At 66.4% G+C, this 24,092-nt stretch carries 21 protein-coding genes; 14 read left to right on the top strand and 7 right to left on the bottom strand.

Features of this window, described 5'->3' with window-relative positions:
- Nucleotides 1-135: 135 nt before the first annotated feature.
- Nucleotides 136-1,020 (top strand): methylglyoxal synthase, encoded by an 885-nt coding sequence (locus CLM73_RS16830; RefSeq protein WP_105239411.1) that lies wholly within the window; start codon nt 136-138, stop codon nt 1,018-1,020.
- Between the two features lie 16 nt (nt 1,021-1,036).
- On the opposite strand, the gene CLM73_RS16825 is transcribed toward CLM73_RS16830, so the two are convergent.
- Entirely contained in the window at nt 1,037-1,840 is an 804-nt protein-coding gene (locus tag CLM73_RS16825; RefSeq protein WP_105239410.1) for an enoyl-CoA hydratase/isomerase family protein, read from the bottom strand.
- Between the two features lie 253 nt (nt 1,841-2,093).
- Here CLM73_RS16825 and CLM73_RS16820 point away from each other — a divergent pair, with 253 nt between their 5' ends.
- The 8 genes from CLM73_RS16820 (at nt 2,094) to CLM73_RS16785 (ending at nt 10,618) form a co-directional block, all read left to right on the top strand.
- A complete protein-coding gene (locus CLM73_RS16820; protein ID WP_199778157.1) occupies nt 2,094-2,918 on the top strand; it encodes an ABC transporter ATP-binding protein in 825 nt (274 codons plus the stop codon).
- Complete coding sequence (locus tag CLM73_RS16815) at nt 2,918-3,796, top strand: branched-chain amino acid ABC transporter permease (protein WP_056562382.1); 879 nt, start codon at nt 2,918-2,920, stop codon at nt 3,794-3,796. The genes CLM73_RS16820 and CLM73_RS16815 overlap by 1 nt, the downstream gene beginning before the upstream one ends.
- 3 nt (nt 3,797-3,799) lie before the next feature.
- On the top strand, nt 3,800-4,837 hold the full coding sequence (locus tag CLM73_RS16810; RefSeq protein ID WP_105239409.1) for a branched-chain amino acid ABC transporter permease: 1,038 nt from the start codon (nt 3,800-3,802) through the stop codon (nt 4,835-4,837).
- A 52-nt stretch (nt 4,838-4,889) separates the two neighbouring features.
- Nucleotides 4,890-6,071, top strand: coding sequence for an ABC transporter substrate-binding protein (locus CLM73_RS16805; protein ID WP_105239408.1), 1,182 nt, complete (start codon nt 4,890-4,892; stop codon nt 6,069-6,071).
- An 82-nt stretch (nt 6,072-6,153) separates the two neighbouring features.
- Nucleotides 6,154-6,975 carry an ABC transporter ATP-binding protein gene (locus CLM73_RS16800; protein ID WP_105239407.1) on the top strand — a complete coding sequence of 274 codons (822 nt, stop codon included), beginning with the start codon at nt 6,154-6,156 and terminating at the stop codon, nt 6,973-6,975.
- Nucleotides 6,972-8,816, top strand: a complete 1,845-nt coding sequence (locus tag CLM73_RS16795; protein WP_105239406.1) for an AMP-dependent synthetase/ligase — start codon at nt 6,972-6,974, stop codon at nt 8,814-8,816. Before CLM73_RS16800 ends, CLM73_RS16795 begins: the two co-directional genes overlap by 4 nt.
- On the top strand, nt 8,813-9,961 hold the full coding sequence (locus CLM73_RS16790; RefSeq protein ID WP_105239405.1) for a thiolase family protein: 1,149 nt from the start codon (nt 8,813-8,815) through the stop codon (nt 9,959-9,961). The genes CLM73_RS16795 and CLM73_RS16790 overlap by 4 nt, the downstream gene beginning before the upstream one ends.
- Nucleotides 9,962-9,967: 6 nt before the next feature.
- Nucleotides 9,968-10,618, top strand: coding sequence for a TetR/AcrR family transcriptional regulator (locus CLM73_RS16785; protein ID WP_105239404.1), 651 nt, complete (start codon nt 9,968-9,970; stop codon nt 10,616-10,618).
- Here the strand turns inward: CLM73_RS16785 and CLM73_RS16780 are convergent.
- The 4 genes from CLM73_RS16780 to prfB form a co-directional block, all read right to left on the bottom strand.
- The gene (locus CLM73_RS16780; protein WP_105239403.1) at nt 10,602-10,922 is read right to left on the bottom strand and encodes a preprotein translocase subunit TatB; all 321 of its coding nucleotides are present in this window, start codon (nt 10,920-10,922) and stop codon (nt 10,602-10,604) included. The genes CLM73_RS16785 and CLM73_RS16780 overlap by 17 nt on opposite strands.
- Before the next feature lie 15 nt (nt 10,923-10,937).
- Entirely contained in the window at nt 10,938-12,461 is a 1,524-nt protein-coding gene (lysS, locus tag CLM73_RS16775) for a lysine--tRNA ligase (RefSeq protein WP_105239402.1), read from the bottom strand.
- A gap of 10 nt (nt 12,462-12,471) precedes the next feature.
- Nucleotides 12,472-13,227: an SDR family oxidoreductase gene (locus CLM73_RS16770; RefSeq protein ID WP_105239401.1), complete on the bottom strand. Its 756-nt coding sequence runs from the start codon at nt 13,225-13,227 to the stop codon at nt 12,472-12,474.
- Between the two features lie 43 nt (nt 13,228-13,270).
- A protein-coding gene (gene prfB, locus CLM73_RS16765; RefSeq protein ID WP_105239400.1) for a peptide chain release factor 2 occupies nt 13,271-14,375 on the bottom strand; the annotation gives its coding sequence in 2 pieces (ribosomal slippage) (nt 13,271-14,293 and nt 14,295-14,375; 1,104 coding nt in all).
- A gap of 256 nt (nt 14,376-14,631) precedes the next feature.
- Here prfB and CLM73_RS16760 point away from each other — a divergent pair.
- The gene (locus CLM73_RS16760) at nt 14,632-15,942 is read left to right on the top strand and encodes an MFS transporter (protein ID WP_105239399.1); all 1,311 of its coding nucleotides are present in this window, start codon (nt 14,632-14,634) and stop codon (nt 15,940-15,942) included.
- 9 nt (nt 15,943-15,951) lie between these two features.
- Here the strand turns inward: CLM73_RS16760 and recJ are convergent, their stop codons facing one another.
- Both recJ and CLM73_RS16750 read right to left on the bottom strand, forming a co-directional pair.
- Entirely contained in the window at nt 15,952-17,652 is a 1,701-nt protein-coding gene (gene recJ, locus CLM73_RS16755) for a single-stranded-DNA-specific exonuclease RecJ (protein ID WP_105239398.1), read from the bottom strand.
- Complete coding sequence (locus CLM73_RS16750; RefSeq protein WP_105239397.1) at nt 17,634-18,584, bottom strand: hypothetical protein; 951 nt, start codon at nt 18,582-18,584, stop codon at nt 17,634-17,636. Before CLM73_RS16750 ends, recJ begins: the two co-directional genes overlap by 19 nt.
- 130 nt (nt 18,585-18,714) lie before the next feature.
- Here CLM73_RS16750 and CLM73_RS16745 point away from each other — a divergent pair, with 130 nt between their 5' ends.
- The 4 genes from CLM73_RS16745 to CLM73_RS16730 all read left to right on the top strand — a co-directional run bounded on the left by CLM73_RS16745 (nt 18,715) and on the right by CLM73_RS16730 (nt 24,074).
- Nucleotides 18,715-19,995, top strand: coding sequence for a lipoprotein-releasing ABC transporter permease subunit (locus CLM73_RS16745; RefSeq protein ID WP_056562344.1), 1,281 nt, complete (start codon nt 18,715-18,717; stop codon nt 19,993-19,995).
- A complete protein-coding gene (locus CLM73_RS16740; RefSeq protein WP_105239396.1) occupies nt 19,988-20,701 on the top strand; it encodes an ABC transporter ATP-binding protein in 714 nt (237 codons plus the stop codon). The genes CLM73_RS16745 and CLM73_RS16740 overlap by 8 nt, the downstream gene beginning before the upstream one ends.
- Before the next feature lie 77 nt (nt 20,702-20,778).
- Nucleotides 20,779-21,597, top strand: a complete 819-nt coding sequence (locus CLM73_RS16735) for a TatD family hydrolase (protein ID WP_105239395.1) — start codon at nt 20,779-20,781, stop codon at nt 21,595-21,597.
- A gap of 368 nt (nt 21,598-21,965) precedes the next feature.
- Entirely contained in the window at nt 21,966-24,074 is a 2,109-nt protein-coding gene (locus tag CLM73_RS16730) for a TonB-dependent receptor domain-containing protein (protein ID WP_418904954.1), read from the top strand.
- Nucleotides 24,075-24,092 lie beyond the last annotated feature (18 nt).

Below are 24,092 nucleotides of genomic sequence, written 5' to 3'. Positions count from 1 at the left end.
GGAGCTTTTTTTTCGGGCTTCGCCGCCAGGCTTCGGACAGACTCGGGCGCCGTCCTGCGTCTGACATGCCGGCGTCGCGCGGGCCACGGTATCATCGGGGATCCGTTTGTCTGTCCTTTCCAGCCGAGTCCACCGATGCCCGCTGCCCAATTGCGTTTTGGCCTGGCCGCCAATCGTTTGCACCATGAAACTCCCGACGCCGCCTTGTTCACCTGGCTGCGTGCGTGCTCGTCCACCATCCGCGAGTTGGGTGTGCAGTTGCACACGGTCGGGCGCACCCATGATGCGATCGTGCGCGAAGGCATGCTGCAGGGCTATTCCGGCCTGATCCGCTATCCCTATGGCCGCGAGGGCGGCCTGATGAAGCTGGTGGCGCGCGTGACCGAAGGGCGCGATGGGCAGGCGCCGTTTGACGGCGCGATCTACTTGATCGATCCCGTCGATCCGTCGTCGATATTTCCCGAAGCGCTGGCGCTCAAGCGGCAGTGCATCACGCACGGCCGTCCGTTCATTTCGACGTTGGCCGGGGCCATCGAATGGATGGAAGTCGAACGCATCCACGCCGGGCTGGCGCCGGACGCGTCGGCGTCGCGCCACTTCAATTTTTCGGGTCAGACTTTGGCGATGATCGCTCACGATGCGCTCAAGGACGAAATGGTGGCGTTTGCCAGCGAGCACTTCGATGTGCTGTCGCGCTTTGCCCGGCGCGTGGCCACCGGCACGACGGGCGGCCGGTTGAATGAGCTGGCGTGGTCGCGCGGCTGGCCCAAGGACACGCCGTGGGTGCATCGTTACCTGAGCGGACCGCTGGGTGGCGACGCGCAGATCGCGGAGCTGGTGCTCGAGCATCAATGCCAGCGCGTCATCTTCTTTGAAGACCCCCACGTCGCGCGCCAGCACGAAGCCGACATCCAGTTGCTGGAGCGCGCGGTGCGGGTGGTGACCGAGTCCGCCACGTGCGCGACGTCGCCCACGGTCGCGCGGCGTTGGGCGCAAGCGGTCGAAAAGCGGATCGTCTGAGCGCTACGCGCCAGCGCTATTGACCGGTGAAACGAGGAGGGCGCTTTTCGCAGAACGCCGCGACGCCTTCCGCGAAGTCGGCGCGCGCGGCGGACTGCAGGAAGCGCGCGGTTTCTTCGGCAAGCTGCGTCTCAAGCGGCGCGTGTGCTGCGCTGCGCAGCAATGCCTTGGCGCCCGCGATGCCGTGCGGCGCGTGGCGGGCGAGGTCTTGGGCATAAGCCTGCGCCGAGGCTGCCAGTTCGCCTGCGGGCGCGGTGCGTGTGATGATGCCCCACGCCAGCGCCTCGTCGGCGGTGAAGGCGTCGTGCCGCAACAGCAGATCCAATGCGCGCTTGGGACCGGCGGCCCGGATGAGGCCGTGCGTCATGCCGGCGTCGGGCGTGGCGCCGAGCTTCAGGTAGGCCGTCATGAAGCGCGCGCTTGGTTCGGCGATGGCGAGGTCGCAGGCCAGCACCAGCGACAGGCCCGCGCCCGCCGCCACGCCGTGCACCTGCGCGAGCCAGACCTTGTCCATGCGCGGGATGCGCGCCACGAAATCATTGAGCGGCGTGAAGAGATCCGACAGGGTGGCGCGCACCGTCGCGGTGTCGCCCGTGAACATGCCGATGTCTCCGCCCGCGCAGAACGCCTTGCCCGCGCCGCGCAACAGCACGACCTTCACGGCGTCGCGCGTTTCGAGCCACTGCGCGGCCCGCAGCAGGTCGCGGGCCATGGCGACATCGATGGCGTTAAGCGCGTCCGCGCGGTTCAGCGTCAGGGTGGCGAGGGCGCCGTCGGTCTCCAGCAGCAGCGTCTGGAACACCGGTAGTTCCTGGGTCATGGCGAGTCTCCGTTGTCGGGTAAATACCAACTGTCGATCAAAAAACCGCGATGCTATGGTCTGAACCGAGCGCTTGCTTGGTTGGGGTTTGAGCACGCTTAGCGTAACGCATAGAACGATTTTCCGGCGCTGTACTGGCGAAGGTAAAGACAGGTTCGTTGCATCACCTGCCTCGCAGGGTCGCCAGGTTCACCGTCGTAAAAATGCCCGCCTCAGGCGGCAAAAAAACTTCGCATCAAAAGCGGGGAGACAAATGGTGGATCAGTCCGAAAGGCCTGCGTTGCTGGAGGCCGAGGGGGTGACGCTGGCGTTCGGCGGGGTGAAGGCGCTCACCAACGTGGGCTTTCGCGTCGCGCCCGGCTCCATCACCACGGTCATCGGTCCGAACGGCGCCGGCAAGACCTCGCTGTTCAACACGATCTCCGGGTTCTACAAACCGGCCGCCGGACGCATCCGCTTCGAGGGCCGCGACATCACGCGCGTGCATGCGCCGGAACGCGCCAGGCTTGGCCTGGCGCGCAGCTTCCAGAACATTGCGCTGTTTCGCGGCATGACGGTGCTGGACAACATCAAGCTGGGCCGCCACGCACATCTGCGCACGAACGTGCTGGATGCGCTGTTCTACCTGGGCCGCGCGCGCCGCGAGGAAATGGCGCTGCGGGCCGATATTGAAGAACGCATCATCGACTTCCTCGAGATCGACCATATCCGCCACGCGCCGGTCGCGGCGCTGTCGTATGGGCTGCAGAAGCGGGTGGAACTGGCGCGGGCACTGGCGATGCAGCCCAAGGTGCTGATGCTGGACGAGCCGGTTGCCGGCATGAACCGCGAAGAGACGGACGACATGGCGCGCTTCATCCTGGATGCGCGCTCCGAGTGGGGCGTGACGGTGCTGATGGTGGAGCACGACATGGGCATGGTGATGGACCTGTCGGATCACGTCGTGGTGCTGAACTTTGGGCAGGTGATCGCCCACGGCACGCCGGGAGAGGTGCAGGCCGACCCCGAAGTCATCAAGGCGTATCTGGGTGCGGGCGACGTGGGCGATCTGCGCCGCCGCCTGCGGGAGGCAGCCTGATGGACTGGCTGTTCCTGCTGGAGGTGTCGCTGGCCGGGCTGGGCAGCGGCGGCCTGTACGCCCTGGCCGCGCTGGCGTTCGTGATCGTGTACAAGGCGACCCGCGTGGTCAACATCGCCATCGGCGAATTCCTGATGCTGGGCGCGTATGTGTTCTATGCGTTCGCGACAGGCATGCAATGGCCCATCTGGCTGGCCATTGTGGGTGCGGTCGTTGTGTCCGGTGCGCTGGGCGCCGTCGTCGAACGTCTGACGATACGGCCCATGCTGGGCGAGTCGCCGATCTCCGTCTTCATGATCACCGTGGGTCTCGCGTCCATTCTGGTGGGCGCGGTCGAACTCATCTGGACAGCAGACCAGCGGCGCCTGCCGGAATTCATGCCGCGCGCGCCCGTCATGGTGGGCGAGGCGTTCGTGGCGCCCAAGGTGTTTTACGGTTTCTGGGTGGCGGTGGTGCTGGCGCTGCTGGTCCTGGTGGTGTTCCGTTACTGGCGCGGCGGCGTGGCGCTGCGCGCGACCGCGTCGGATCAGGGTGCGGCCTATGCCATGGGCATCAACGTGCCGCGCGTGTTCTCGCTGGCGTGGGTGGCTGCGGGTGCGATTGCGGCGGTGTCGGGCGTGATCGTGGGCGCGATCGGCGGCATCTCGTCGTCGATGGGAGTCTTTGGGCTGTCGGTGCTGGTGGTGGTGATCGTGGGCGGTTTGGACAGCGTTGCCGGCGCGCTGGTCGGCGGCATCTTCATCGGCCTGCTGGAAGCGTGGGCCGGCGCCTATCTGGGCGGTGAATACAAACTGCTGGCCACGTTCGTCGTGCTGGTGGTCGTGCTGATGGCCAGGCCCTATGGCCTGTTCGGCACCCGTGAAATCGAGAGGCTTTGAACCATGCGCATCGCGACCGCCAAGCAGACTTACCTGGCCGACGAGGCGCTTTTCGACACGCGCACGCAGCACGTGTGGCTGGCGCTGCTGGCGGCCTCGCTGGTGCTGTTTCCCTTTGTGGCGAATGCCTATTGGCTCTATCTGGCGTGCCTGGTCGCGATCAACATCGCCAGCGCGACGGGGCTGAACATCCTGACCGGCTACACCGGACTGGTCAGTTTGGGCCAGGCGGCGTTCATGGGCCTGGGCGCGTACACCGTCGCGGTGATGGAACTGCATCTTGGCACGCCGGTTGTCGTCAACCTGCTGGCCGGGGGCGTCGTCGCCATGCTGGGCGGGCTGCTGGTCGGCATTCCGTCGTTGCGGGTGAAGGGCCTGTACCTGGCGATCTCCACCATTGCTGCATCCTTTATCGCGCATTTCATTTTTGCAAACTGGCAGTTCACGGGAGGCACGAGCGGCCTGCAGGTGCCGCCGGCGCGCATCCTGGGCATGGATCTGGATACCTCGTTCAAGATCTATTGGCTGATCGTGCCGGTGACGGTGCTGATGGTGCTGGGCGCGGCCAATCTGTTCCGCACCCGCATCGGCCGGGCATTCATCGCGATCCGCGACCGCGACATTTCCGCCGAGGTGCTGGGCATCCGGCTGTTGCGCTACAAGCTGCTGTCATTCGGACTGTCCTCGTTCTACGCGGGCGTGGCGGGCGGCTTGTGGGCTTACTTTTTCCGAGTGGTCACGCCCGAGAGCTTTCCGCTCATCATGTCGATCTTCTTTCTGGCGGCGATCATCGTCGGCGGCATGGGCTCGATCCTGGGATCCATCCTGGGCGCCATCTTCATGACGATGGTGCCCGAGTTCCTGAAGCTGGTCGTCGGCTGGCTGCCGGTGGGCGGCGATGCACTGCGGCTGATTTCGCCGGTGCGCACCATTGTTTTTGGCCTGCTGATCGTGGGCTTCCTGATCTTCGAGCCGCACGGGCTCGCGGAAATCTGGCGGCGCGTGCGCCGATTCTTTCACCTATGGCCTTTTCGCACGTAGCGCGTTGCGCGCGGCGTGACGGCGGCCACCCATAAGACCCAGGAGACAAACCATGAAGCGCATCCGGATAGGCAGCGGTTTATCGAGGTTGTTGGCCCCGTTGGGCCTGGCGGCGGCAATTGCGGCAGCGCCCGCCGCGCAGGCGGCCGAGGACCTGGTGCTGGGCGGCTCGATTCCGCTGAGCGGCGTATTCGCCTTTGCCGGGCAGGGCATCCACGCCGGGATCACGGACTACGTGAAGATCATCAACGACCAGGGCGGCATCAAGGGCCGCAAGCTGCGCTACGTGCCGGAGGACACCGCGTACAAGGTGGACGCGTCGGTGGCGGCGTTCAAGAAGATCACCAGCCAGAACAAGGTGAACTTCTACTACGGCGATTCGACAGGCTTTTCCAAGACCATCAATGCCGAGCTGAACCGCACGGGCGACATCCTGATGACGGGCGCGTCGTTTGCGACCGAGCTGAACGACCCGGCCAAGTATCCCGCCCAGTTCATGCTGGGGCCGGACTACACCGAGATGTTCGGCATCCTGCTGCGGTACATCGCCAAGGAACAGCCGGGCGCCAAGGTGGCGTTCGTGTATTCGGACACGGAGTTCGGGCGCGATCCGATTGCCAGTTCGCGCGCGGTGGCCGAGAAGCTGGGCCTGAAGGTGGCGACCGAGATCATGACGCCGCCGGGCAGCGTGGACGTGTCGACCGAGGTCATCAAGCTGCGCCGTGCGGATCCGGACTTCACCATCTTCCATGGCTACGTGCTGGCGCCGATTCCCGAGTTCGTGGGGCAGGGCAAGCGCATGGGGCTGAAGACGCGCTACATGGGCACGTTCTGGACGATGGACAACTCGACCGTGATGCAGATGGGCGAGGACGCCGAAGGCTTCATGGGCGTGATGCCGTACCGCTATTACTACGACCAGGCGGCCGACGCGCCAATGCTCAAGAAGATCCGCGAGATGCGGCCGCAGTACCAGAGCACGGGCTACATGCAGGGTTTTCTGGCCGCCATGCTGTTCTCCGAGGTGGCCAAGCGCACGCTGGACGCCGGCAAGGAGCTGACCGCGGCCAACATGAAGGCCTCGCTGGACGGCATCAAGGACTTCGACACGGGCGGACTGATCGGCGTGCCGATCTCCATCAAGGGCAACTCGATCCCCGTGGGCCGGATCTATCGCGCGGACGTCAAGCAGAAGCAGATGGTGCCGGCGTCCGATTGGATCGTGCTCAAGTGAGGCAGCCGTGACTCTGGGACATGACGGGCCGGGACATGACGCGCGGGGACCTGACGCGCGGGGGCCTGACGCGCGAGCCGGCATGAACGCCGCGGCGCCGCCCAAGGCTGTGCTCGACATCAACAACATCGAGGTCGTCTACAACAAGGCGGTGCAGGTGCTGCGCGGCTTGTCCCTGTCGGTGCCGGCCGGCAGCATCGTTGCGCTCCTGGGCAGCAACGGCGCCGGCAAGTCCACCACGCTCAAGGCCGTCTCGGGTCTGCTGGACCTGGAGGACGGCGAGCTGGTGCGCGGCCAGATCGTGTTCGGTGGCGGCGACACGGCGGGCATCAAGCCGCAGAACCTGGTGCGGTCCGGTCTGGCGCACGTGATGGAAGGGCGGCGCGTGTTCGAGGACCTGACCGTGGAAGAGAACCTGGTGGCGGCGACGTATGCGCTGACAGGGCGGCAGGCGGCACGCGCGGACTTCGATCTGGTCTACGGCTATTTCCCGCGGCTTTTCGAACGGCGGCGCGGGCTGGCCGGTTATCTGTCCGGCGGCGAGCAGCAGATGCTGGCGATCGGCCGCGCGCTGATCGCCCAGCCCACGCTGATGCTGCTGGACGAGCCGTCGCTGGGCCTGTCGCCGATGCTGGTCGAAAGCATTTTTTCGATCATCGCGCGCATCAATATCGAACAGGGGGTGTCGATGTTGCTGGTGGAGCAGAACGCGTCCGTGGCGCTGGCGGTGGCGCATTACGGCTACATCATGGAGACCGGCAAGGTGGTGATCGACGGATCTGCCGACAAGCTGGCGGCCGACCCCGACGTGCGCGAGTTCTATCTGGGCATCGGCGGCTCGGGCGAGGCCCGGGGCTTTCGCGACATCAAGCACTACAAGCGCCGCAAGCGCTGGCTGTCATGATGGTCGCGCATACCGATCCTGGCGGCTGGCCGCTGCTGACGCTGCCGCAGATGCTGCGCGAGCAGGCGCGCCGGCAGCCATCCTCGGTAGCGATCCGGCAAAAGGACTTCGGCATATGGAAGCCCATGACGTGGGATCAATACTGGCAGCGCGCCTGCCGCGTCGGCCTCGGACTGCGCGCGCTGGGGCTGAGCGTGGGCGGGCGGGTTGCCATCGTCTCGGACAACCGGGTGGAGTGGCTGCTGACGCAGATGGGCGCCTGCGCGGCGGGCGGCGTGGCAGTGGGCGTCTATTCCACCAGCCCGGCCGAGGAAATGGGCTACGTGTTGGCGCATGCGGATGTCGAGCTGGTGGTGTGCGAAGACCAGGAGCAGACGGACAAGGTGCTGCAGGTGGCGGACAGGCTGCCCCATCTGCGCCGCATCGTGGTGATCGAAACGAAGGGCCTGCGCTCGTATGCTGACGCGGATCGGGCGCGCATCGTGACGTTTGCCGAGGTCGAGGCTGATGGCGGCCAGCGCGAGGCTGTGGAGTTGGCCGCACTGAACGCCATGCTGGATGGACAGCAGTTGGACGACACCGGGCTGATGATCTATACGTCCGGTTCGACCGGCAAGCCGAAGGGCGCGATGCTGAGCTACCGCAACATGCGTGGCGTGGCGCCCGGCATTGCCGATCGCCTGTCGATGGATGCCTCCAGCGTGCATCTGTCGTACCTGCCGCTGTGCCACGTTGCCGAGCAGATGCTGTCCACGTTTGTGCCGATCTACCTGGGTTCGCAGGTAAATTTTGGCGAGTCGCTGCGCACCGTGCAGGAAGACCTGCGCGAAGTTGCGCCGACGATCTTCCTGGGCGTGCCCCGCATCTGGGAAAAGCTGCACGCCGCGATCTCGATCAAGATGCAGGAGGCCGGCCCGGTGCAGCGGTGGCTGTACGCCCGCGCGCTGGCGCAATGTGCGCCGTTCCTGGAAAAGTCCCCCGCGCAGTACCGGTTGGGCGAACGGCTGACGCACGGGTTGTGGTACTGGCTGGTGCTGCGCGCCCTGCAGAACTTCATCGGACTGCGGCGCGTGCGGGTGGCGATGACGGGCGCGGCGCCCATACCGCCGGACGTCGTGCGCTACTTTCGCACGCTGGGCGTGCCGCTGGTCGAGGTATACGGCCTGACGGAGTCGACGGGAATGATTTTTGGCCAGCATCCCGACCGCGTGAAGGTGGGCACGGTGGGCGAGCCGATTCTGGGCGTGGAATGGCAAATCGGCGATGCCGGCGAGCTGCTCGTGCGCGGCGACATGGTGTTCCAGGGCTATTACAAGAACCCGGAAGCGACGGCCGACACCGTGCGCGACGGTTGGTTGCACACGGGCGATGTCGTGGCAGAGGAGAACGGGCGCGTGCGCATCGTGGACCGGCTCAAGGACATCATGATCACGGCGGGCGGCAAGAACCTGACACCGTCCGAGATCGAGAACGCGGTCAAGGGCAGCCCGTACGTCAAGGAATGCATCGTCATCGCGGACGGCAGAAAGTACGTGTCCGCACTGATCCAGCTGGAGTTCGACACGGTGGGCAAATGGGCTGAATCGCGGCGCATCGCGTTCACGCATTTCCGGTCGCTGGCCGAATGTCCGCAGGTGCGCGAGCTGGTGCAGCAGGAGGTCGCGCGGGCCAACGCCGGATTGGCGCCGGTGTCGCAGATCAAGCGCTTTCATCTGCTCACCAAGGAACTGGACCACGACGACGGCGAAGTGACCGCGACGATGAAGGTGCGGCGCGCCAGCATCTACCGCGCCTACGCCAACGAAATCGAAACGCTCTACGTTGAGGAGACGACGGCATGAACCAAGCCGTGATCCTGGAAGCCGTGCGCACGCCGTTCGGGCGGCGCGGCGGATGGTGGGCGCAGACGCGCCCGGACGCGCTGCTGGCCGAGACCGTGCAGGGCCTGCTGGCGCGCGCGGGGCTGCCCGGCGACAAGGTCGAGGACCTGATCGCCGGCTGCGTCAGCCAGGCGGGCGAACAGGGCGCCAATATCGGCAGGTTGGCGGCGATGCTGGCCGGGCTGCCGGAGAGCGTGCCGGGCGTGGCGCTCAACCGGATGTGCGGGTCCAGCCAACAGGCCGTGCATTTCGGCGCGCAGGCCATCGCCGCGGGCGACATGCGGTACGTGGTCGCGGGCGGCGTCGAGAGCATGAGCCGCGTACCGATGTTCCTGGACGTGACGTTGGGCCAGACGGAATTCCGCGGCTTTGAATCGCTGAACCCGGCGTTGCTGGCGCGTTATCCGCTGATTCACCAGATAGAGAGCGCGGAGCGCATTGCCAGCCATTGGGGACTGTCGCAGGCCGAGATGGACCAGTGGGCGCGCGAGAGTCACGCGCGTGCCTGGGCGGCTGCCAGCGCCGGGCTGCATGCGGAATTGCTGCCCGGCACGCCGGCGCTGCGCGACGAGGGTATCCGCGAGACCACGGACGCCGCGCGCATGGCGGCCATGGCGCCGGCTTTGCGGGCGCCGGGAGAGGGCGGAGTAACGGCGGCCAACGCCAGCCAGCTTGCCGACGGTGCGGCAGCAGTCCTGCTGGCAGACAAGGACACGGCCCTGGCCGATGGCTTCAGGCCCCGGGCGCGATTCCTGGCGCGCGTGGTGGTGGGGTCGGATCCCGTGATGCAGCTGACGGGCGTGATTCCGGCGGCGCGGCAGGCGCTGTCGCGCGCGGGCCTGGCGCTGGAGGACATCGACTGGATCGAGATCAACGAGGCCTTTGCAAGCGTGGTGCTGGCCTGGCAGCGCGAACTGGGCGCCGACCTGGCGCGCGTGAATCCGTGGGGCGGCGCGATCGCGCATGGCCATCCGCTGGGCGCCACGGGCGCGGGCTTGATGGCCAAGATGCTGGCGGGGCTGGAGGCCACCGAAGGAGAATTGGGCATGCAGCTCATGTGCATCGGCCACGGCATGGCGACTGCGACCATCATCCAGAGGGTTTGACACGCCATGGACAAGACCGGGATCGCCGCGCTGCGGGACGATGGCGCGGAGACGGAGCGGCGCCGGGAACTGATCCTGGCCGCCGGCCGGCTCTTCAGCAAGCGGGGCTACGAGCGCACGACGGTCCGCGAGCTCGCCAAGGCCGTGGGGCTGCAGTCGGGCAGCCTGTTCCATCACTTTCGCAGCAAGGAGGAAATCCTGGTCGCCGTCATGAACAACGGCATCCAGGAAGTGATCGACCTGGGCGGCAAGGCGCTGGCCAGCTATGTCGAGCCGGAGGACCGGCTGGCGGCCCTGTTCCGCGTGCATATGTGGAGCATGCTGCATGGCGCGGGCGGGGACGCGATGAACGCGCTGGTGTACGAATGGCGCAGCCTGTCCGCGCCCAGCCAGGCCACGGTGAAGGTGCTGAGCGACCGCTACGAGGCGATGTGGCAGTCGGTGGTGGCGGGGGCGGTGGAAGCGGGATTGCTGCAGGGGGACGCGCGCGTCATCAAGCGATGCGTGCTGGGCGCGATGAACCTGACGGTGCAGTGGTACAAGCCGGGCGGGCGGCTGGCGCCCGCCGCGTTCATCGACGCGATGCTTCAGGCGTCATTGCCGGCGCTGCCGGCGAACGCCGGCAGGTGGCCGGTGGACCCTAACCCCGCCGCTTGAGGAATGCGCCCACGGCGCAGGCAACGGACAGTGCGAGCAGCGAGGCCGCGACGGGCAGCAGGAAATCGGCTTCGCCGTGGTACCCGCCGCCGGTGACGCCGCCGGCCACGCCACCCATCCAGAGCAGGGCAGTGAGGATGGCGGCGATCAGCGAAATGGCGGTGGCCACGCACAGCACGATGAATACCGGCCGCCGCGCGGGGACGGTCCGGTAGGGAGCGCCCGGCTGGATGCGGCGGGGTTGCTTGATCCAGTAGACCAGCCCCGCCACGACCAGCAACAGCATCAGGATCTTGAAGATCATGACGCGCGCCGACGATCAGTCTTCACGGCGCAGGTGCGGGAAGAGGATGACGTCGCGGATGCTGGGGCTGTCGGTCAGCAGCATGACCAGACGGTCGATGCCAATGCCGCAGCCGCCCGTCGGGGGCATGCCGTATTCCAGGGCGCGGATGTAGTCCGCGTCGTAGAACATGGCTTCTTCGTCGCCGGCGTCCTTGGCTTCGACCTGCGAGCGGAAGCGTTCGGCCTGGTCTTCGGGGTCGTTCAATTCCGAGAAGCCGTTGGCGATTTCGCGGCCGGTCATGAAGAGTTCGAAGCGCTCGGTGATGCCTTCACGCGAATCGGAGGCGCGTGCCAGCGGCGAGACTTCGACCGGGTAGTCGATGATGTAGGTGGGGTTCCAGAGCTTGGCTTCGGCGGTCTCTTCGAACAGCGCCAGTTGCAGCGCGCCCAGGCCGGCGCGCGAGAGCACGGGGCCGTCGGCGTCGGCGCCAAGCTTCTTGAGTTCAGCGCGCACGAAGGCCGGGTCATCCAGCTGAGCCTGCGTGTAGCCGTCGGCGTACTTGAGGATGGCTTCGCAGATGGTCAGGCGATCGAAGGGCTTGGACAGGTCCAGCTCGCGTTCCTGGTAGGTCAGGACGGCGCTGCCGCTGGCCGAGATGGCGGCCTGACGAATCAGCTCTTCGGTGAAGTCCATGAGCCAGCGGTAGTCCGCGAAGGCTGCGTAGAACTCCATCATCGTGAATTCGGGATTGTGACGCGGGCTGACGCCTTCGTTGCGGAAGTTGCGGTTGACTTCGAACACGCGTTCGAAGCCGCCCACGATCAGGCGCTTGAGGTAGAGCTCGGGCGCGATGCGCAGGAACATTTCCATGTCCAGCGCGTTGTGGTGCGTGACGAACGGCTTGGCCGCCGCGCCGCCCGGGATCGGGTGCAGCATGGGCGTTTCGACTTCAAGGAAGCCCGCGTTCAGCATGAACTGGCGGATGCTGCCCACGGCCTTGCTGCGCGCTTCGAACGTGCGGCGCGTGGCGTCGGTCATGATGAGGTCGACGTAGCGCTGGCGGTAGCGCAGTTCCTGGTCGGCGACGCCGTGGAACTTGTCGGGCAGCGGGCGCAGCGACTTGGACAGGAGGCGCGCCGAGGCGGCGTGCACCGAGAGTTCGCCCTTGTTGGTCTTGAAGACCGACCCTTCGATCGCGATGATGTCGCCGATGTCCCATTGCTTGAACGCGGCGTAGACGTCTTCGCCGAGCGTGCCGCGGTCCAGGTAGATCTGGATGCGGCCGGTGCTGTCCTGCAGCGTGGCGAAGCTGGCTTTGCCCATGACGCGCTTGAGCATCATGCGGCCGGCGACCTTGACGGTGACGGCGGCGGCGGCCAGGGCTTCCTGTTCCTCGCCGTCGTACTTGTCATGCAGGGCCGCGGCGCGGGCGTCCGGGACGAAATCATTGGGGTACGCGACCCCGGTTTCGCGCAGTTTGGCCAGCTTGGCGCGCCGTTCGGCGATCAAGCGGTTTTCATCCTGGGCGGGAGCCGGAGTGGTCGAGTGGTCGGTCATGGTCGGGGGATCAGTCGTAATTGCGGATGTCGTCGATTTCGGTCGTGCCGAAATCTTCGCGATCCAGGTAGGCGAGGATGCGGGAGGCTACGTTGGCGGGCGAGGACAGCTTGCCGGTGGCATGGAAGTCCTGGAACTTGGCCAGCGCGGGGAAGCTTTCGGGGTCGCTTGCGCGGATGGCGGCCTGCATGTCGGTGTCGACGATGCCGGGGGCCAGCGCGACGATGCGCGCGCCGTCGGCGCCTTGTTCCTGCTTGACGACGCGGGCGTGCATGTCGAGCGCGGCCTTGGTGGCGCAGTACACGCCCCAGCCGGCGTTCGGGTTGCGGCCCGCGCCGGAGGAGATGTTCAGCACACGGCGGTCGGCCTTGATGTCAGCCACGGCGGCGAGGAATCGCGCCGTAAGCAGCATGACGGCGGTGACGTTCAGGTTGAAGGCGGCGGTGATGGCCGCGCCGTCGGTGAGTTCGTCGGTGCGCGCCACGGGATGCACCGTGCCCGCGTTGTTGATCAGCAGATAGCGCTTGGCGTCGCGCGGGAGCGCCGCGCAGATGCGTTCAGCCGCGGATTCGGCCGCTTTCAGGTCCGAGAGGTCCACGGACAGTTGTTCCAGCTGCACATCCTGCGAGCGCGCGTGGGCGGCGAGCTCAGGGTCTTCGCGGCGCGCCAGCGTGATGAGGCGGGTGCCGGGTTTGACCAGGCCGCGCGCCATGGCGGCGCCGATGCCGCGCGACGCGCCGGTGAGAATTGCAATGGTGTCGGACATTCGTGGACCTCTGGGTGCGTGAAAGCGGGAAGAATCGCGGAACTTAGACGTTTTGCTTGAGGCTGGCCTGGATGAAGGGATCCAGGTCGCCGTCCAGCACCTTCTGCGTGTTGGAGATTTCGACGTTCGTGCGCAGGTCCTTGATGCGGCTCTGGTCCAGCACGTACGAACGGATCTGGTGGCCCCAACCCACGTCGGTCTTGGAGTCTTCCAGCTTCTGCTGCTCGGCCATGCGGTTGCGCATTTCGAGTTCGTAGAGCTTGGACTTCAGCATCTGCATGGCTTCGGCGCGGTTGCGGTGCTGCGAACGGTCGTTCTGGCACTGCACGACGATGCCGGTGGGGATGTGCGTCAGACGCACGGCCGAGTCGGTCTTGTTGATGTGCTGGCCGCCCGCGCCCGAGGCGCGGTAGGTGTCGACGCGCAGGTCGGCGGGGTTCACTTCGACCTCGAAGGAATCGTCGACTTCCGGATACACGAAGACGCTGGCGAACGACGTATGGCGGCCGCCCGACGAGTCGAATGGGCTCTTGCGGACCAGTCGGTGCACGCCGGTTTCGGTGCGCAGGTAGCCGAAGGCGTAGTCGCCCTCGATCTTGATCGTGGCCGATTTGATGCCCGCGACTTCGCCGTCGGATTCTTCAAGGATCTCGGCCTTGAAGCCCTTGCGTTCGGCGTACTTGAGGTACTGGCGCAGCAGCATCGACGCCCAGTCCTGCGCTTCCGTGCCGCCCGCGCCCGCCTGGATGTCCAGGAAGCAGTTCAGGGGATCGGCCGGATTGGAGAACATGCGGCGGAATTCCAGGGCTTCGAGCTTTTCCTGGAAGGCGTCGGCATCCAGTTCGATCGCTTCGAGGGTGTCGCCGTCATCGTCGGCGGCGGCCATTTCGAAGAGTTCCTGGGAATCGGCCACGCCGGCGCCCAGGCTCGTGAGCGTTTCCACCACGTCCTCGAGCGATTTCTTTTCACGGCCCAGATCCTGGGCGTGCTTGGGGTCGTTCCAGACGGCCGGGTCTTCGAGTTCGGCGTTTACGACGTGGAGGCGTTCAGCTTTGGCATCGTAGTCAAAGATACCTCCGTAGAGCCTGTTCGCGCTCCGCGTAGTCGGCGAGGCGGGCTGCGAGCTGGTTCTGACGTTCGGCTTCCATGATTGATCCTGTGATGACTTTTGTGCGAAACCTGGCATTTTACCGTGGATGGACCGACTGCGCGGACGCGCCGCGGCAGACGGGGGACGGGTCCGATTTCCAGGGTTTGCCGGCGCGCAATCGGAGTTGTTCAGTTTTTTGTCAACCCGGCCGCTCTAGGCTTGCCGGGTGGCCTTCGTGTCCCCGTTTGGGGCGGATGGACCGCGCTGACGCCGGCCCCGTGCCGGCCTATCCCGCCAGAGGAATGGAGACAGAGATGGAAAACACGATGCCCCCCGGGGTCTCGCCGGCGCTTGACGCCAGTGAAGAGGACCGGATCTACCGCAAGGTGGGCTGGCGGCTGGTGCCGCTGCTGGTGGTCTGCTATGTCGTGGCGTACCTGGACCGCGTCAACGTGGGGTTCGCCAAGCTGCAGATGCTGCAGGAGCTGCAGTTCAGCGAGACGGTGTACGGGCTGGGCGCCGGGATTTTCTTCATCGGCTATTTCATCTTCGAGATTCCCAGCAACATCATCCTGCACAAGGTGGGGGCGCGGATCTGGATCGCCCGGATCATGATCACGTGGGGCATCATCTCGGCCTGCATGATGTTCGTGACCAGCGAGCACATGTTCTATTTCCTGCGCTTTCTGCTGGGTGCGGCCGAGGCGGGGTTCTTTCCCGGCATCATCCTGTACCTGACCTACTGGTATCCGGCCGCGCGGCGCGGACGCATCACGACGTTCTTCATGACCGCGGTGCCGATGTCCGGCCTGATCGGCGGCCCGATCTCGGGATGGATCATGGCGACCTTCCACGGCGACCACGGCCTGTCGGGCTGGCAATGGCTGTTTCTGCTGGAGGGGATTCCGTCGGTGGTGATCGGCGTGCTGGTGCTGATCTATCTGGATGACCGCATCAACAAGGCCAAGTGGCTGACGGCCAATGAAAAAGCCGTGCTGATCCGCAATATCGCGGCCGAGGAACAGCAGAAGGAAGATCCGCCGATCCGCGCTGCGCTGACCAAGCCGCGCGTCTGGGCGATGGCGCTGATCTATTTCTCGTTCGTGATGGGGCTGTACGGCGTTGGGTTCTGGATGCCGAGCCTCATCAAGAACACCGGGGTGCAAAGTCCGTTGGCGATCGGCCTGCTGACCGCGGTGCCGAATCTGTTTGCCGTGATCGGCATGATCCTGATCTCGCGCAATTCCGACCGGCAGCGCGAGCGCCGGTGGCACGTGGCCTTGCCGGCGCTGTTCGGGGCGGTGGGACTGTTCCTGTCGGCGGTGTGGAGCGGCAATACGGTGCTGGCGATCTTGGCGCTGACGGTGGCGAACATCGGCATCTGCACGGTGCTGCCGCTGTTCTGGAGCCTGCCGACGGCGCTCTTGGGCGGCACGGCGGCGGCCGCGGGTATTGCGCTGATCAATTCGGTGGGGAACCTGGCCGGCTTCGTCAGCCCGTATCTGGTGGGCTGGCTGAAGGATCTGACCGGGACCACGAATACCGGGTTGTACATGCTGGCCGGCTGCCTGGTGGTGGGCGCGCTGGTGGCGCTGGCGCAGCCGGCGAAGCTGGTGAACAAGTAGGAGGTTGGGCTACCCGGCGTGTTCGATCACCAGTTGCACCGACACCATCCCGTTCCACACGTTCTGTTCCAGGCGGTACGCCGCCTGGATGTGTTCCGGCAGGGATTGGTCGTGGCCGAACCAGATGGCGTCGAAACGTTGGTGGCCGCGTTCCAGCGATAGTTTCAAGTGCTTTTCGCCGACCAGCCGCTGATTGCGCACGACGAATTCGTCCAGGAACAGGGGGGCGGCAAAGCCCGCGCCCCAGACCTGCTGCTGCAGCATGCCGGCCACGTCGGCGTTGGCGTAGCCGGTTTCCAGCGAGCCGTCGGTTTCGATGACGGGCTCGAAGGTGTCGCGGCCGGTGAGCTCGCGCACTGCGGCGTCGAACGCGGGGGCGAAGGCCGGGAAATCCGCCTTGCCCAGCGTCAGGCCGGCCGCCATGGCATGGCCGCCAAACTTGCGGATCAGGTTGGGGTGGCGCTTGGACACGAGGTCCAGCGCATCGCGCAGGTGCACGTTCGGAATCGAACGGCCGGAGCCGCGGATCTCGTCGTCGCCGGCCGGCGCGAACGCCAGGGTGGGGCGCCAGAACTTCTCTTTCAGGCGGGAGGCGACCAGCCCCACGACGCCCTGATGCCAGCCCGGGTCGAACACGCAGACGGTGGCGCCCGAGGCGGCGTCAGGCGCCTCCATCGCGGCCAACGCCTGCTCGCGCATTTCGGCCTCGATCGTGCGGCGTTCGCGGTTGATGTTGTCCAGCTCGCGCGCCATTTCCAGCGCCTGCGCCTCGTCGTCGGTGGTCAGGCAGGCGATGCCCAGGCTCATGTCGGCCAGGCGGCCCGCGGCGTTGATGCGCGGTCCCAGCGCGAAGCCCAGGTCGAAACCGTTGGCGCTGCGCGGCTCACGGCCGGCGACGGCGAAGAGCGCACGCAGTCCGGGCTGCAGACGGCCGCTGCGCATGCGCTGCAGACCCTGCGTGACCAGCAGGCGGTTGTTCGCGTCCAGCTTGACCACGTCGGCCACCGTGCCCAGCGCGACCAGGTCGGACAAGGCGTCCAGGCGCGGGCCGCCATCGGGGGCATAGACGCCGCGGCGCCGCAGTTCGGCGCGCAGCGCCAGCATCATGTAGAAGATGACGCCCACGCCGGCCAGGTTCTTGGACGGAAAGCCGCAGCCGGGCTGATTGGGGTTCACGATGGCCAGCGCGTCCGGCAGGGTGTCGCCCGGCAGGTGGTGATCGGTGATGACCACGCCGATGCCGGCCTCGTTGGCAGCGGCCACGCCGTCGACGCTGGCGATGCCGTTGTCGACCGTGATGATGATGTCGGGCTTGCCCGCGCGGTGGCGGCAGGCGAGTTCCACGACGGCGGGAGACAGGCCGTAGCCGGTCTCGAATCGGTTGGGCACCAGGAAGTCGACATCGGCGCCCATCGCCGACAGCGCGCGCAGGCCGACGGCGCAGGCGGTGGCGCCGTCGCAATCGTAGTCGGCCACGATCAGCAGCTTTTTCCCGGCCTGGATGGCGTCGGCCAGGACGCCCGCCGCGTGGGCAGAATGGGTCAGGCCGGCCGGCGGCAGCAGGGACGGCCAGGCGAGCCGGGTCTGGTCGGGATGCGTCACGCCGCGTGCGGCCCACAAGCGGGCCAGCAGCGGGTGGATGCCGGAGGATTCGAGGACGTGGCAGGCGGCCAGATCGGCCGGACGGATGGTTAAGCGGGGTGAGACCACCAGGCGCTCCAGTTCTTCTTGGGCGCGGGCAGCAAGCCAAGCAGGCCCCCGCGCGGTTTCAGGTCAAGGGCGACTTTGCGGTCATCGCCCAGCAGCAGCAGTTGCACGGGCGTGGCGGGCAGGCCTTTGCCGGCGGCCAGCGGACGCAGATGCTGCGTGTCGAGTTCGGTCAGGGCGTCGAGCCAGGCGGCCCAGTCGCCGGCGCGTTGCGGCGCGTCCAGTTCTGTCAGCACCTGCGCCGGGCCGGCGGGCGCCGCCGTCCAGGGCGTGCCGCCGCCGTACAGCCACAGCGCGTTGACGGGCGGCAGGCCGCGGGCGGCCCGGACGTCGTTGACGGGGTGTTCGTGCCACGCCATCTGGATTTCGTTCAGCAGGCGCCGCCACGGGCGCGTTTCGGCGTCCTGGCGCCACCAGTCGTTCAGGCGCTTGCCGGCCACGGCAAACGGGCTGGCGGTCTGCGGGCGCAGGTCCGCCGGCAGGCGCAGGCGCCAGCGCTGCGGCGACAGCGGCTCGACCGAGAAGCCGGTGCCTTCGAAAAGGGGACGTGCGGTGTCGAGCAGGGCGGAGGTTTCCGATTCGGTCAGGTCCATCGAATCCGGATCCAGCAGCGAAGCCTGATCCGCGCCCAGCGCAAGATGGACCAGTTCGCACAGCCAGACGGGTTCGGATGCCGGTGTGTCGGGTTGTTGCCCGGCCAGCAGCGGGCCGAGGCCTGCGCTTTGCAAGAGGCCCGGCTCGGGCGCATACCCGGCGCGCTCCAGCTGCCAGGATTCGAAGGCCGTGCAGCCGTGCGCGCGCAGGTCGTAGGCTGCTGGGCGGGCGGTTGCGGCCTGTAGCCAGCCGTGAAGAGTGGGCGCGCGCTCGGGCAGGAGCTTGGCCAGTTCGGCGGCAAAGGGAAGGGCGGGCAGGGCGCCCGGAATGACGATCAGCATGGCGGCGATTGTAGTCCGCGGCGGGATGGGGAACTTAGCGCCGCGGCCAACTGCCATACGTTGTCACGCCTGGTCTAGGATCCGCACATCCGCGGGGCGATTTCCGGGCGGTTAATGCAATAATGCGCACGTGCTGAAAATACCCTACGAACTATGGATCGGCGCCCGCTATGCGGGGCTTGCCCGGATCCGCCAGCGACGCGGCCGCCGCGATCGCTTCATCTCCTTCATCGCCGCCAGTTCCATGGCCGGCATCGCGCTGGGCGTTGCCGCCCTGATCGTGGTGCTGTCCGTGATGAACGGCTTCCAGAAGGAAGTGCGGGACCGCATGCTGTCGGTGCTGCCGCACATCGAACTCTATCTTCCCGGCGCATCGCCCGAACGGGTGCTTGAGCAGTGGCAGCAGTTTGCCACCGCCGCCGAGCGCAATCCCGAGGTCAAGGCTGGCGCGCCCTTCGTGGCGGCGCAGGGCATGCTGGTCCGCGGGCAGGCGCTGCGCGGCGTACAGGTCAGGGGTATCGACCCCGGCACTGAGGGCAACGTGTCGGACCTGCCGCGCCAGATGGTGTCGGGCAAGCTGACCGACCTGAAACCCGGCGGCTTCGGCGTGGTGCTGGGCAACGAACTTGCCGACGGCATGGGCGTCAAGGTGGGCGACACGCTGCTGATGATGGCGCCGCAGGGCTCGATCAGCCCGGCCGGCTTTGCGCCGCGCATGCGCCAGTTCACCGTGGTGGGCGTATTTTCTTCCGGCCACTACGAATACGATTCCTCGCTGGCGTTCGTGGACAACGAAGACGCGGCGCGCGTGTTCCGCGAAAGCGGCACCGCCGGCGTGCGTCTGCGCATTGCCGACATGCAGAAGGCCCCCGAAGTGGCGGCCGAGCTGCGCAACGTCCTGCCGCCGTACGTCATGGCCAGCGACTGGTCGCGCAACAACCGCACGTGGTTCGCCGCGGTGCAGACCGAAAAGCGCATGATGTTCCTGATCCTGGCGCTGATCGTGGCGGTAGCCGCGTTCAACCTGCTGTCCTCGCTGGTCATGGCCGTCAAGGACAAGCAATCCGACATCGCCATCCTGCGCACGCTGGGCGCGGGTCCCGGCGAAGTGGCCCGCATCTTCCTGGTGCAGGGCGCGCTGATCGGCGTGATCGGCACCTTGCTGGGCGTGGCGGGCGGCATCGCCATCGCCTACAACGTCGACGTCATCGTGCCGTTCATCGAGCGCATGCTGGGCGTGCATTTCCTGCCGCGCGAAATCTATTTCATCAGCGCGCTGCCGTCCGACCCGCAGGTGGGCGACATCGTCACCATCGGCGTGACGTCGCTGGTGCTGTCGCTGCTGGCGACCTTGTATCCGAGCTGGCGCGCGTCGCGCCTGCAACCCGCACAGGTGCTGCGCCATGATTGATACCCCGACGCAGAAACCGCAGGCCGGCACGACGCCGGCACTGCAGGCCGAAAACATCGTCAAGGTCTACGACGAAGGCCCCGCCCGGATCGAAGTGCTCAGCAACGTCAGCCTGTCCGTCGCGCGCGGCGAGATGGTCGCCATCGTGGGCGCGTCGGGATCCGGCAAGAGCACCTTGCTGCACATCCTGGGGCTGCTCGACGTGCCGACCAGCGGCTCGGTTTCGGTTGACGGCCAGGTGGGCATCGGGCTGTCCGAATCCAAGAAAAGCGCGGTGCGCAACCGCAGCCTGGGCTTCGTCTACCAATTCCATCACCTGCTCGCCGAGTTTTCGGCGCTGGACAATGTGGCGATGCCGCTGATCGTGCGCCGCGAGAACCGCGACAAGGCGCGCGAGGCGGCACGCGTAGTGCTCGGACTGGTCGGCCTGTCCGCCCGGGAAGGGCACTTTCCCGGGCAGTTGTCGGGCGGCGAACGGCAGCGCGTGGCGCTGGCGCGCGCGCTGGTGACGCGCCCGGTGTGCGTGCTGGCCGACGAACCCACGGGCAACCTGGACCGCCATACCGCCCACAACATGTTCGAACTGCTGACGCGGGTGAACCAGGAGTCGGGCACGGCATTTGCGATCGTCACCCACGATCCCGAGCTTGCCGCGCGGGCCGACCGTCAGCTGCTGATGGAAAACGGCCGCCTGGTGTCAGGCTAGCCCGGTCCGCAGCGATAGCCGCCCGCGGGTCCGCGCGGCGGCCGCGGGCGGATAATCCGCACAAGGAGGACACGCCCATGCTCATCGACACTCATTGCCACCTGGACGCCGCCGAATTCGATGCCGATCGCATCGAGGTCGCGGACCACGCCGCCCACGCGGATGTCCAGGCCATCGTGATCCCCGCGATCGAGCGGGCCAACTTTTCGGTTGTGCGTGACCTGGCCGCCAGCATTGCCGGCGGCGCCTATGCGTTGGGCATTCATCCTTTGTACGTCGCACGTGCCGACGACGGCGATCTGGACGTGCTGCGCCAGACCATCAAGGAATCCCTGGGCGACCCGCGCTTTGTCGCCATCGGCGAAATCGGGCTGGACTTCTTCGTGCCGGAGATCGCCTCGGGGCCGCCGCGCGAACGCCAGGAACGGTTCTACGCCGCGCAATTGGACATGGCCGTCGAGTTTGGCCTGCCCGTGCTGCTGCACGTGCGCAAATCCCAGGACATCTTGCTGAAGTACCTGCGCCGCCATCCGCGCATCGGCGGCATCGCGCACGCGTTCAATGGCAGCGCGCAACAGGCGCAGGCCTTCATCGAGCATGGATTTGCGCTGGGAATGGGCGGCGCGATGACGTTCGAGCGGGCGTTGCAGATTCGCCGCCACGCGGTGGACGTCGGGCTGGAGCATCTGGTGCTGGAGACCGACGCACCGGACATTCCGCCCGCCTGGCTGCACGAACCCGATCGGCGCAATCGCCCGGGCGAATTGGCGCGCATTGCTCAGGTGCTGGCGGAACTGCGCGGCATCACGCCGGGGCAGGTGGCGCACGCCACCACCGCGAACGCGATGCGGGTGTTGCCGAGGTTGCCGGCGGCGATTCTGGCTGAGGCGGACTGAGCTTTCGGAAGGTCGATGCGCTGCGCACGATGACGATGTTGTCGTGCGGGATCGCTGTGTCTGTCGGACCAGTCCGAAACGCCTATCAACTCTTATAACGATTCTTCGAAAACGCCTTCGTGGCATTGAGTTGAGGTAATGGGAATACCTATCATTGGCGTTCGTTAGCACGTCAATCAGCGCACAGCGCGCGCCGCCTTGATCGGGCGGTTTTTCATTTGATTCCCATGTCGACTCAGAAACGCTTTAACGGCTCTGCACGAACCGCTTCAACCCCCTGCGCGCGATTCCGTCTGTTGCCGATCGTGGTGGCGCTTGCCGCCGCAAACGTCCACGCGCAGACCGGCACGGCCGGATTGGAAGACACGATGGGCGTGATGCAGCTGGACACCGTCGTGGTCACGGCGTCGGGGTTTGAACAAGAGATCCGGAACGCGCCCGCGTCCATTTCGGTCATCACGCGCGAACAACTGGAAGCGCGGCCCTTCCATAATCTGGCTGATGCGGTGCGCGACGTGGAGGGCGTGTCGGTGGAGCGCGGCGGCAAGGCCGGCGGCATGAACATCAGCATCCGCGGCATGCCCAGCGACTACACGCTGGTGCTGGTGGACGGCAAGCGCATGAACCAGAACAGTTCGGGGGCGCGCGCCAACGGCTTCGGCGACGTCGACACCAACTTCATTCCACCGATGGCCGCAATCGAGCGCATCGAAGTGGTGCGAGGCCCGATGTCCACGCTGTATGGCTCGGACGCAATGGGCGGCGTGATCAACATCATCACGCGCAAGGTCGCGAGCGAATGGACGGGCCAACTGACGCTGGACAGCACGCTGCAGGGCGACAACCGCTTCGGCAACACCTACGGCGCGGGCTTCTACTTGAGCGGTCCGCTGAAGACCGACAAGCTTGGCCTGAGCCTGCGCGGCGGCCACTACCGGCGCCTGAGCGCAACAGGCAGCTATCCCGCCACCCAGGCCGACTACGACAGCGGCGACTACACCGGCGACATTGCCAGCTTCAGCGGACTGGGCGACAGCACGCAGCAGAACGTGGGCATGCGCCTGTCGCTGACGCCTAACCGCAACCACGACATCCTGTTCGACGTGGACAGCAACTGGCAGACCTTCGACAACAGCAACGGGGAACTGGGCACGTTGAACGCCAACGTGGCGCCCAACCGCCAGGGCGGCGGCTACGAACCCGATATGAAGTTCAACCGGCAGCGCTACGCGTTGACGCATCTGGGCCGCTACGGTGGTTCGGTCAGTTCGGACACCAGCCTGGTCTACGACACCACCGAGACCATTGGCCGCACGAATCCGATGAGCACGCCGCGCCAGCCCACCGACGGGGCCAGCCGCGACCTGGAATACGACAACTGGGTGTTCGACACCAAGTGGACGATGCCGCTGTTCAATGACCGCCACAACCTGACCATGGGCGGCCAGTGGCGCGAGCAGCAGTTCAAGGACACGCTGGTGTCGGCGCCGCTGAATCTGCGGCAGTATCAATGGGCGCTGTTTGCGGAAGACGAATGGCGCATCGTGGACAGCGTGGCGCTGACCGCCGGCGCGCGTTACGACCGCAACGAGCAATTCGGCGGCAAGTGGAGTCCGCGCGGCTACCTGGTCTGGAATGCGACGCCCGCGTGGACCTTCAAAGGCGGCGTCAGCAAGGGCTACAAGACGCCCGACATCAACCTGATGACCGACGGCATCATCGGCCTTGGCGCGCAGGGCACCATGCCGCTGCTCGGCAATGCGCAGCTCAAGCCGGAAACCAGCACCTCGTCGGAACTGGGCGTGTTGTTTGACGATGGAGCAGGGCTGTCGGGCAACCTGACCGCCTTCCACACCAAGTTCAAGGACAAGATCGACAGCCAGAGCGTGCCCAACTGCCTGGCGGCGGGCGGTCCCGCGCCGGGTTGCCTGGACCTGGGCGTGTGGGAGCGCAACGGCGTGCCCGTGGCCAACTTCTCGCAACGCGTGAACATCGATTCGGCCACCATCCAGGGCTTTGAGCTGGGCGGCCGGATTCCGCTGTACGCGGGGCTGTCGTTCAATGGCAATTACACGTTGACCGCCAGCGAGGTCACGTCCGGCGCGAGGCGCGGTCAGCCCTTGGGCTCGCAGCCGCGCCATGCGGTGAATCTGGGGCTGAACTGGCGCGTCAATGACCAGATCAACACCTGGGTCCGCGGCGAATACCGTGCGGGTCAGTTCAACGACATGAACTGGGAGAAGAAACAGGTGTTCTACAGCCCGTACTGGCTGGCCAGCATGGGCGGCTCGTACGTGGTCAGCAAGAACGTGACGCTGTCGGCCTCGGTGCTGAATCTGTTCGACAAGAACTTCGTGGACTACGGTCCGGCCAAGGTCGGCGCGACGGCGCCTGCGGCCAATGCCAGCTGGAGCAACTCGTACCGGCAGGTGCTGGAAGGCCGCCGTCTGTGGATGTCGGCGAACATCACGTTCTGAGGCCGCGCGCCGGCCGTG

It is taken from the genome of Achromobacter spanius, assembly GCF_002966795.1.
In the GTDB taxonomy this organism is placed as follows: Bacteria; Pseudomonadota; Gammaproteobacteria; order Burkholderiales; family Burkholderiaceae_B; genus Achromobacter; species Achromobacter spanius_D.
The sequence above is the reverse complement of the archived record's forward strand: the minus strand, read 5'-3'. Positions and strand labels throughout refer to the sequence as shown.

What these genes read in the sequence shown, in the direction of transcription:
- CLM73_RS16830 (WP_105239411.1), top strand. Translation starts at nt 136, where the DNA reads ATGCCCGCTGCCCAATTGCGTTTTGGCCTGGCCGCCAATCGTTTGCAC.
- CLM73_RS16825 (WP_105239410.1), bottom strand. Translation starts at nt 1,840, where the DNA reads ATGACCCAGGAACTACCGGTGTTCCAGACGCTGCTGCTGGAGACCGAC.
- CLM73_RS16820 (WP_199778157.1), top strand. Translation starts at nt 2,094, where the DNA reads ATGGTGGATCAGTCCGAAAGGCCTGCGTTGCTGGAGGCCGAGGGGGTG.
- CLM73_RS16815 (WP_056562382.1), top strand. Translation starts at nt 2,918, where the DNA reads ATGGACTGGCTGTTCCTGCTGGAGGTGTCGCTGGCCGGGCTGGGCAGC.
- CLM73_RS16810 (WP_105239409.1), top strand. Translation starts at nt 3,800, where the DNA reads ATGCGCATCGCGACCGCCAAGCAGACTTACCTGGCCGACGAGGCGCTT.
- CLM73_RS16805 (WP_105239408.1), top strand. Translation starts at nt 4,890, where the DNA reads ATGAAGCGCATCCGGATAGGCAGCGGTTTATCGAGGTTGTTGGCCCCG.
- CLM73_RS16800 (WP_105239407.1), top strand. Translation starts at nt 6,154, where the DNA reads ATGAACGCCGCGGCGCCGCCCAAGGCTGTGCTCGACATCAACAACATC.
- CLM73_RS16795 (WP_105239406.1), top strand. Translation starts at nt 6,972, where the DNA reads ATGATGGTCGCGCATACCGATCCTGGCGGCTGGCCGCTGCTGACGCTG.
- CLM73_RS16790 (WP_105239405.1), top strand. Translation starts at nt 8,813, where the DNA reads ATGAACCAAGCCGTGATCCTGGAAGCCGTGCGCACGCCGTTCGGGCGG.
- CLM73_RS16785 (WP_105239404.1), top strand. Translation starts at nt 9,968, where the DNA reads ATGGACAAGACCGGGATCGCCGCGCTGCGGGACGATGGCGCGGAGACG.
- CLM73_RS16780 (WP_105239403.1), bottom strand. Translation starts at nt 10,922, where the DNA reads ATGATCTTCAAGATCCTGATGCTGTTGCTGGTCGTGGCGGGGCTGGTC.
- lysS (WP_105239402.1), bottom strand. Translation starts at nt 12,461, where the DNA reads ATGACCGACCACTCGACCACTCCGGCTCCCGCCCAGGATGAAAACCGC.
- CLM73_RS16770 (WP_105239401.1), bottom strand. Translation starts at nt 13,227, where the DNA reads ATGTCCGACACCATTGCAATTCTCACCGGCGCGTCGCGCGGCATCGGC.
- CLM73_RS16760 (WP_105239399.1), top strand. Translation starts at nt 14,632, where the DNA reads ATGGAAAACACGATGCCCCCCGGGGTCTCGCCGGCGCTTGACGCCAGT.
- CLM73_RS16750 (WP_105239397.1), bottom strand. Translation starts at nt 18,584, where the DNA reads ATGCTGATCGTCATTCCGGGCGCCCTGCCCGCCCTTCCCTTTGCCGCC.
- CLM73_RS16740 (WP_105239396.1), top strand. Translation starts at nt 19,988, where the DNA reads ATGATTGATACCCCGACGCAGAAACCGCAGGCCGGCACGACGCCGGCA.
- CLM73_RS16735 (WP_105239395.1), top strand. Translation starts at nt 20,779, where the DNA reads ATGCTCATCGACACTCATTGCCACCTGGACGCCGCCGAATTCGATGCC.
- CLM73_RS16730 (WP_418904954.1), top strand. Translation starts at nt 21,966, where the DNA reads ATGGGCGTGATGCAGCTGGACACCGTCGTGGTCACGGCGTCGGGGTTT.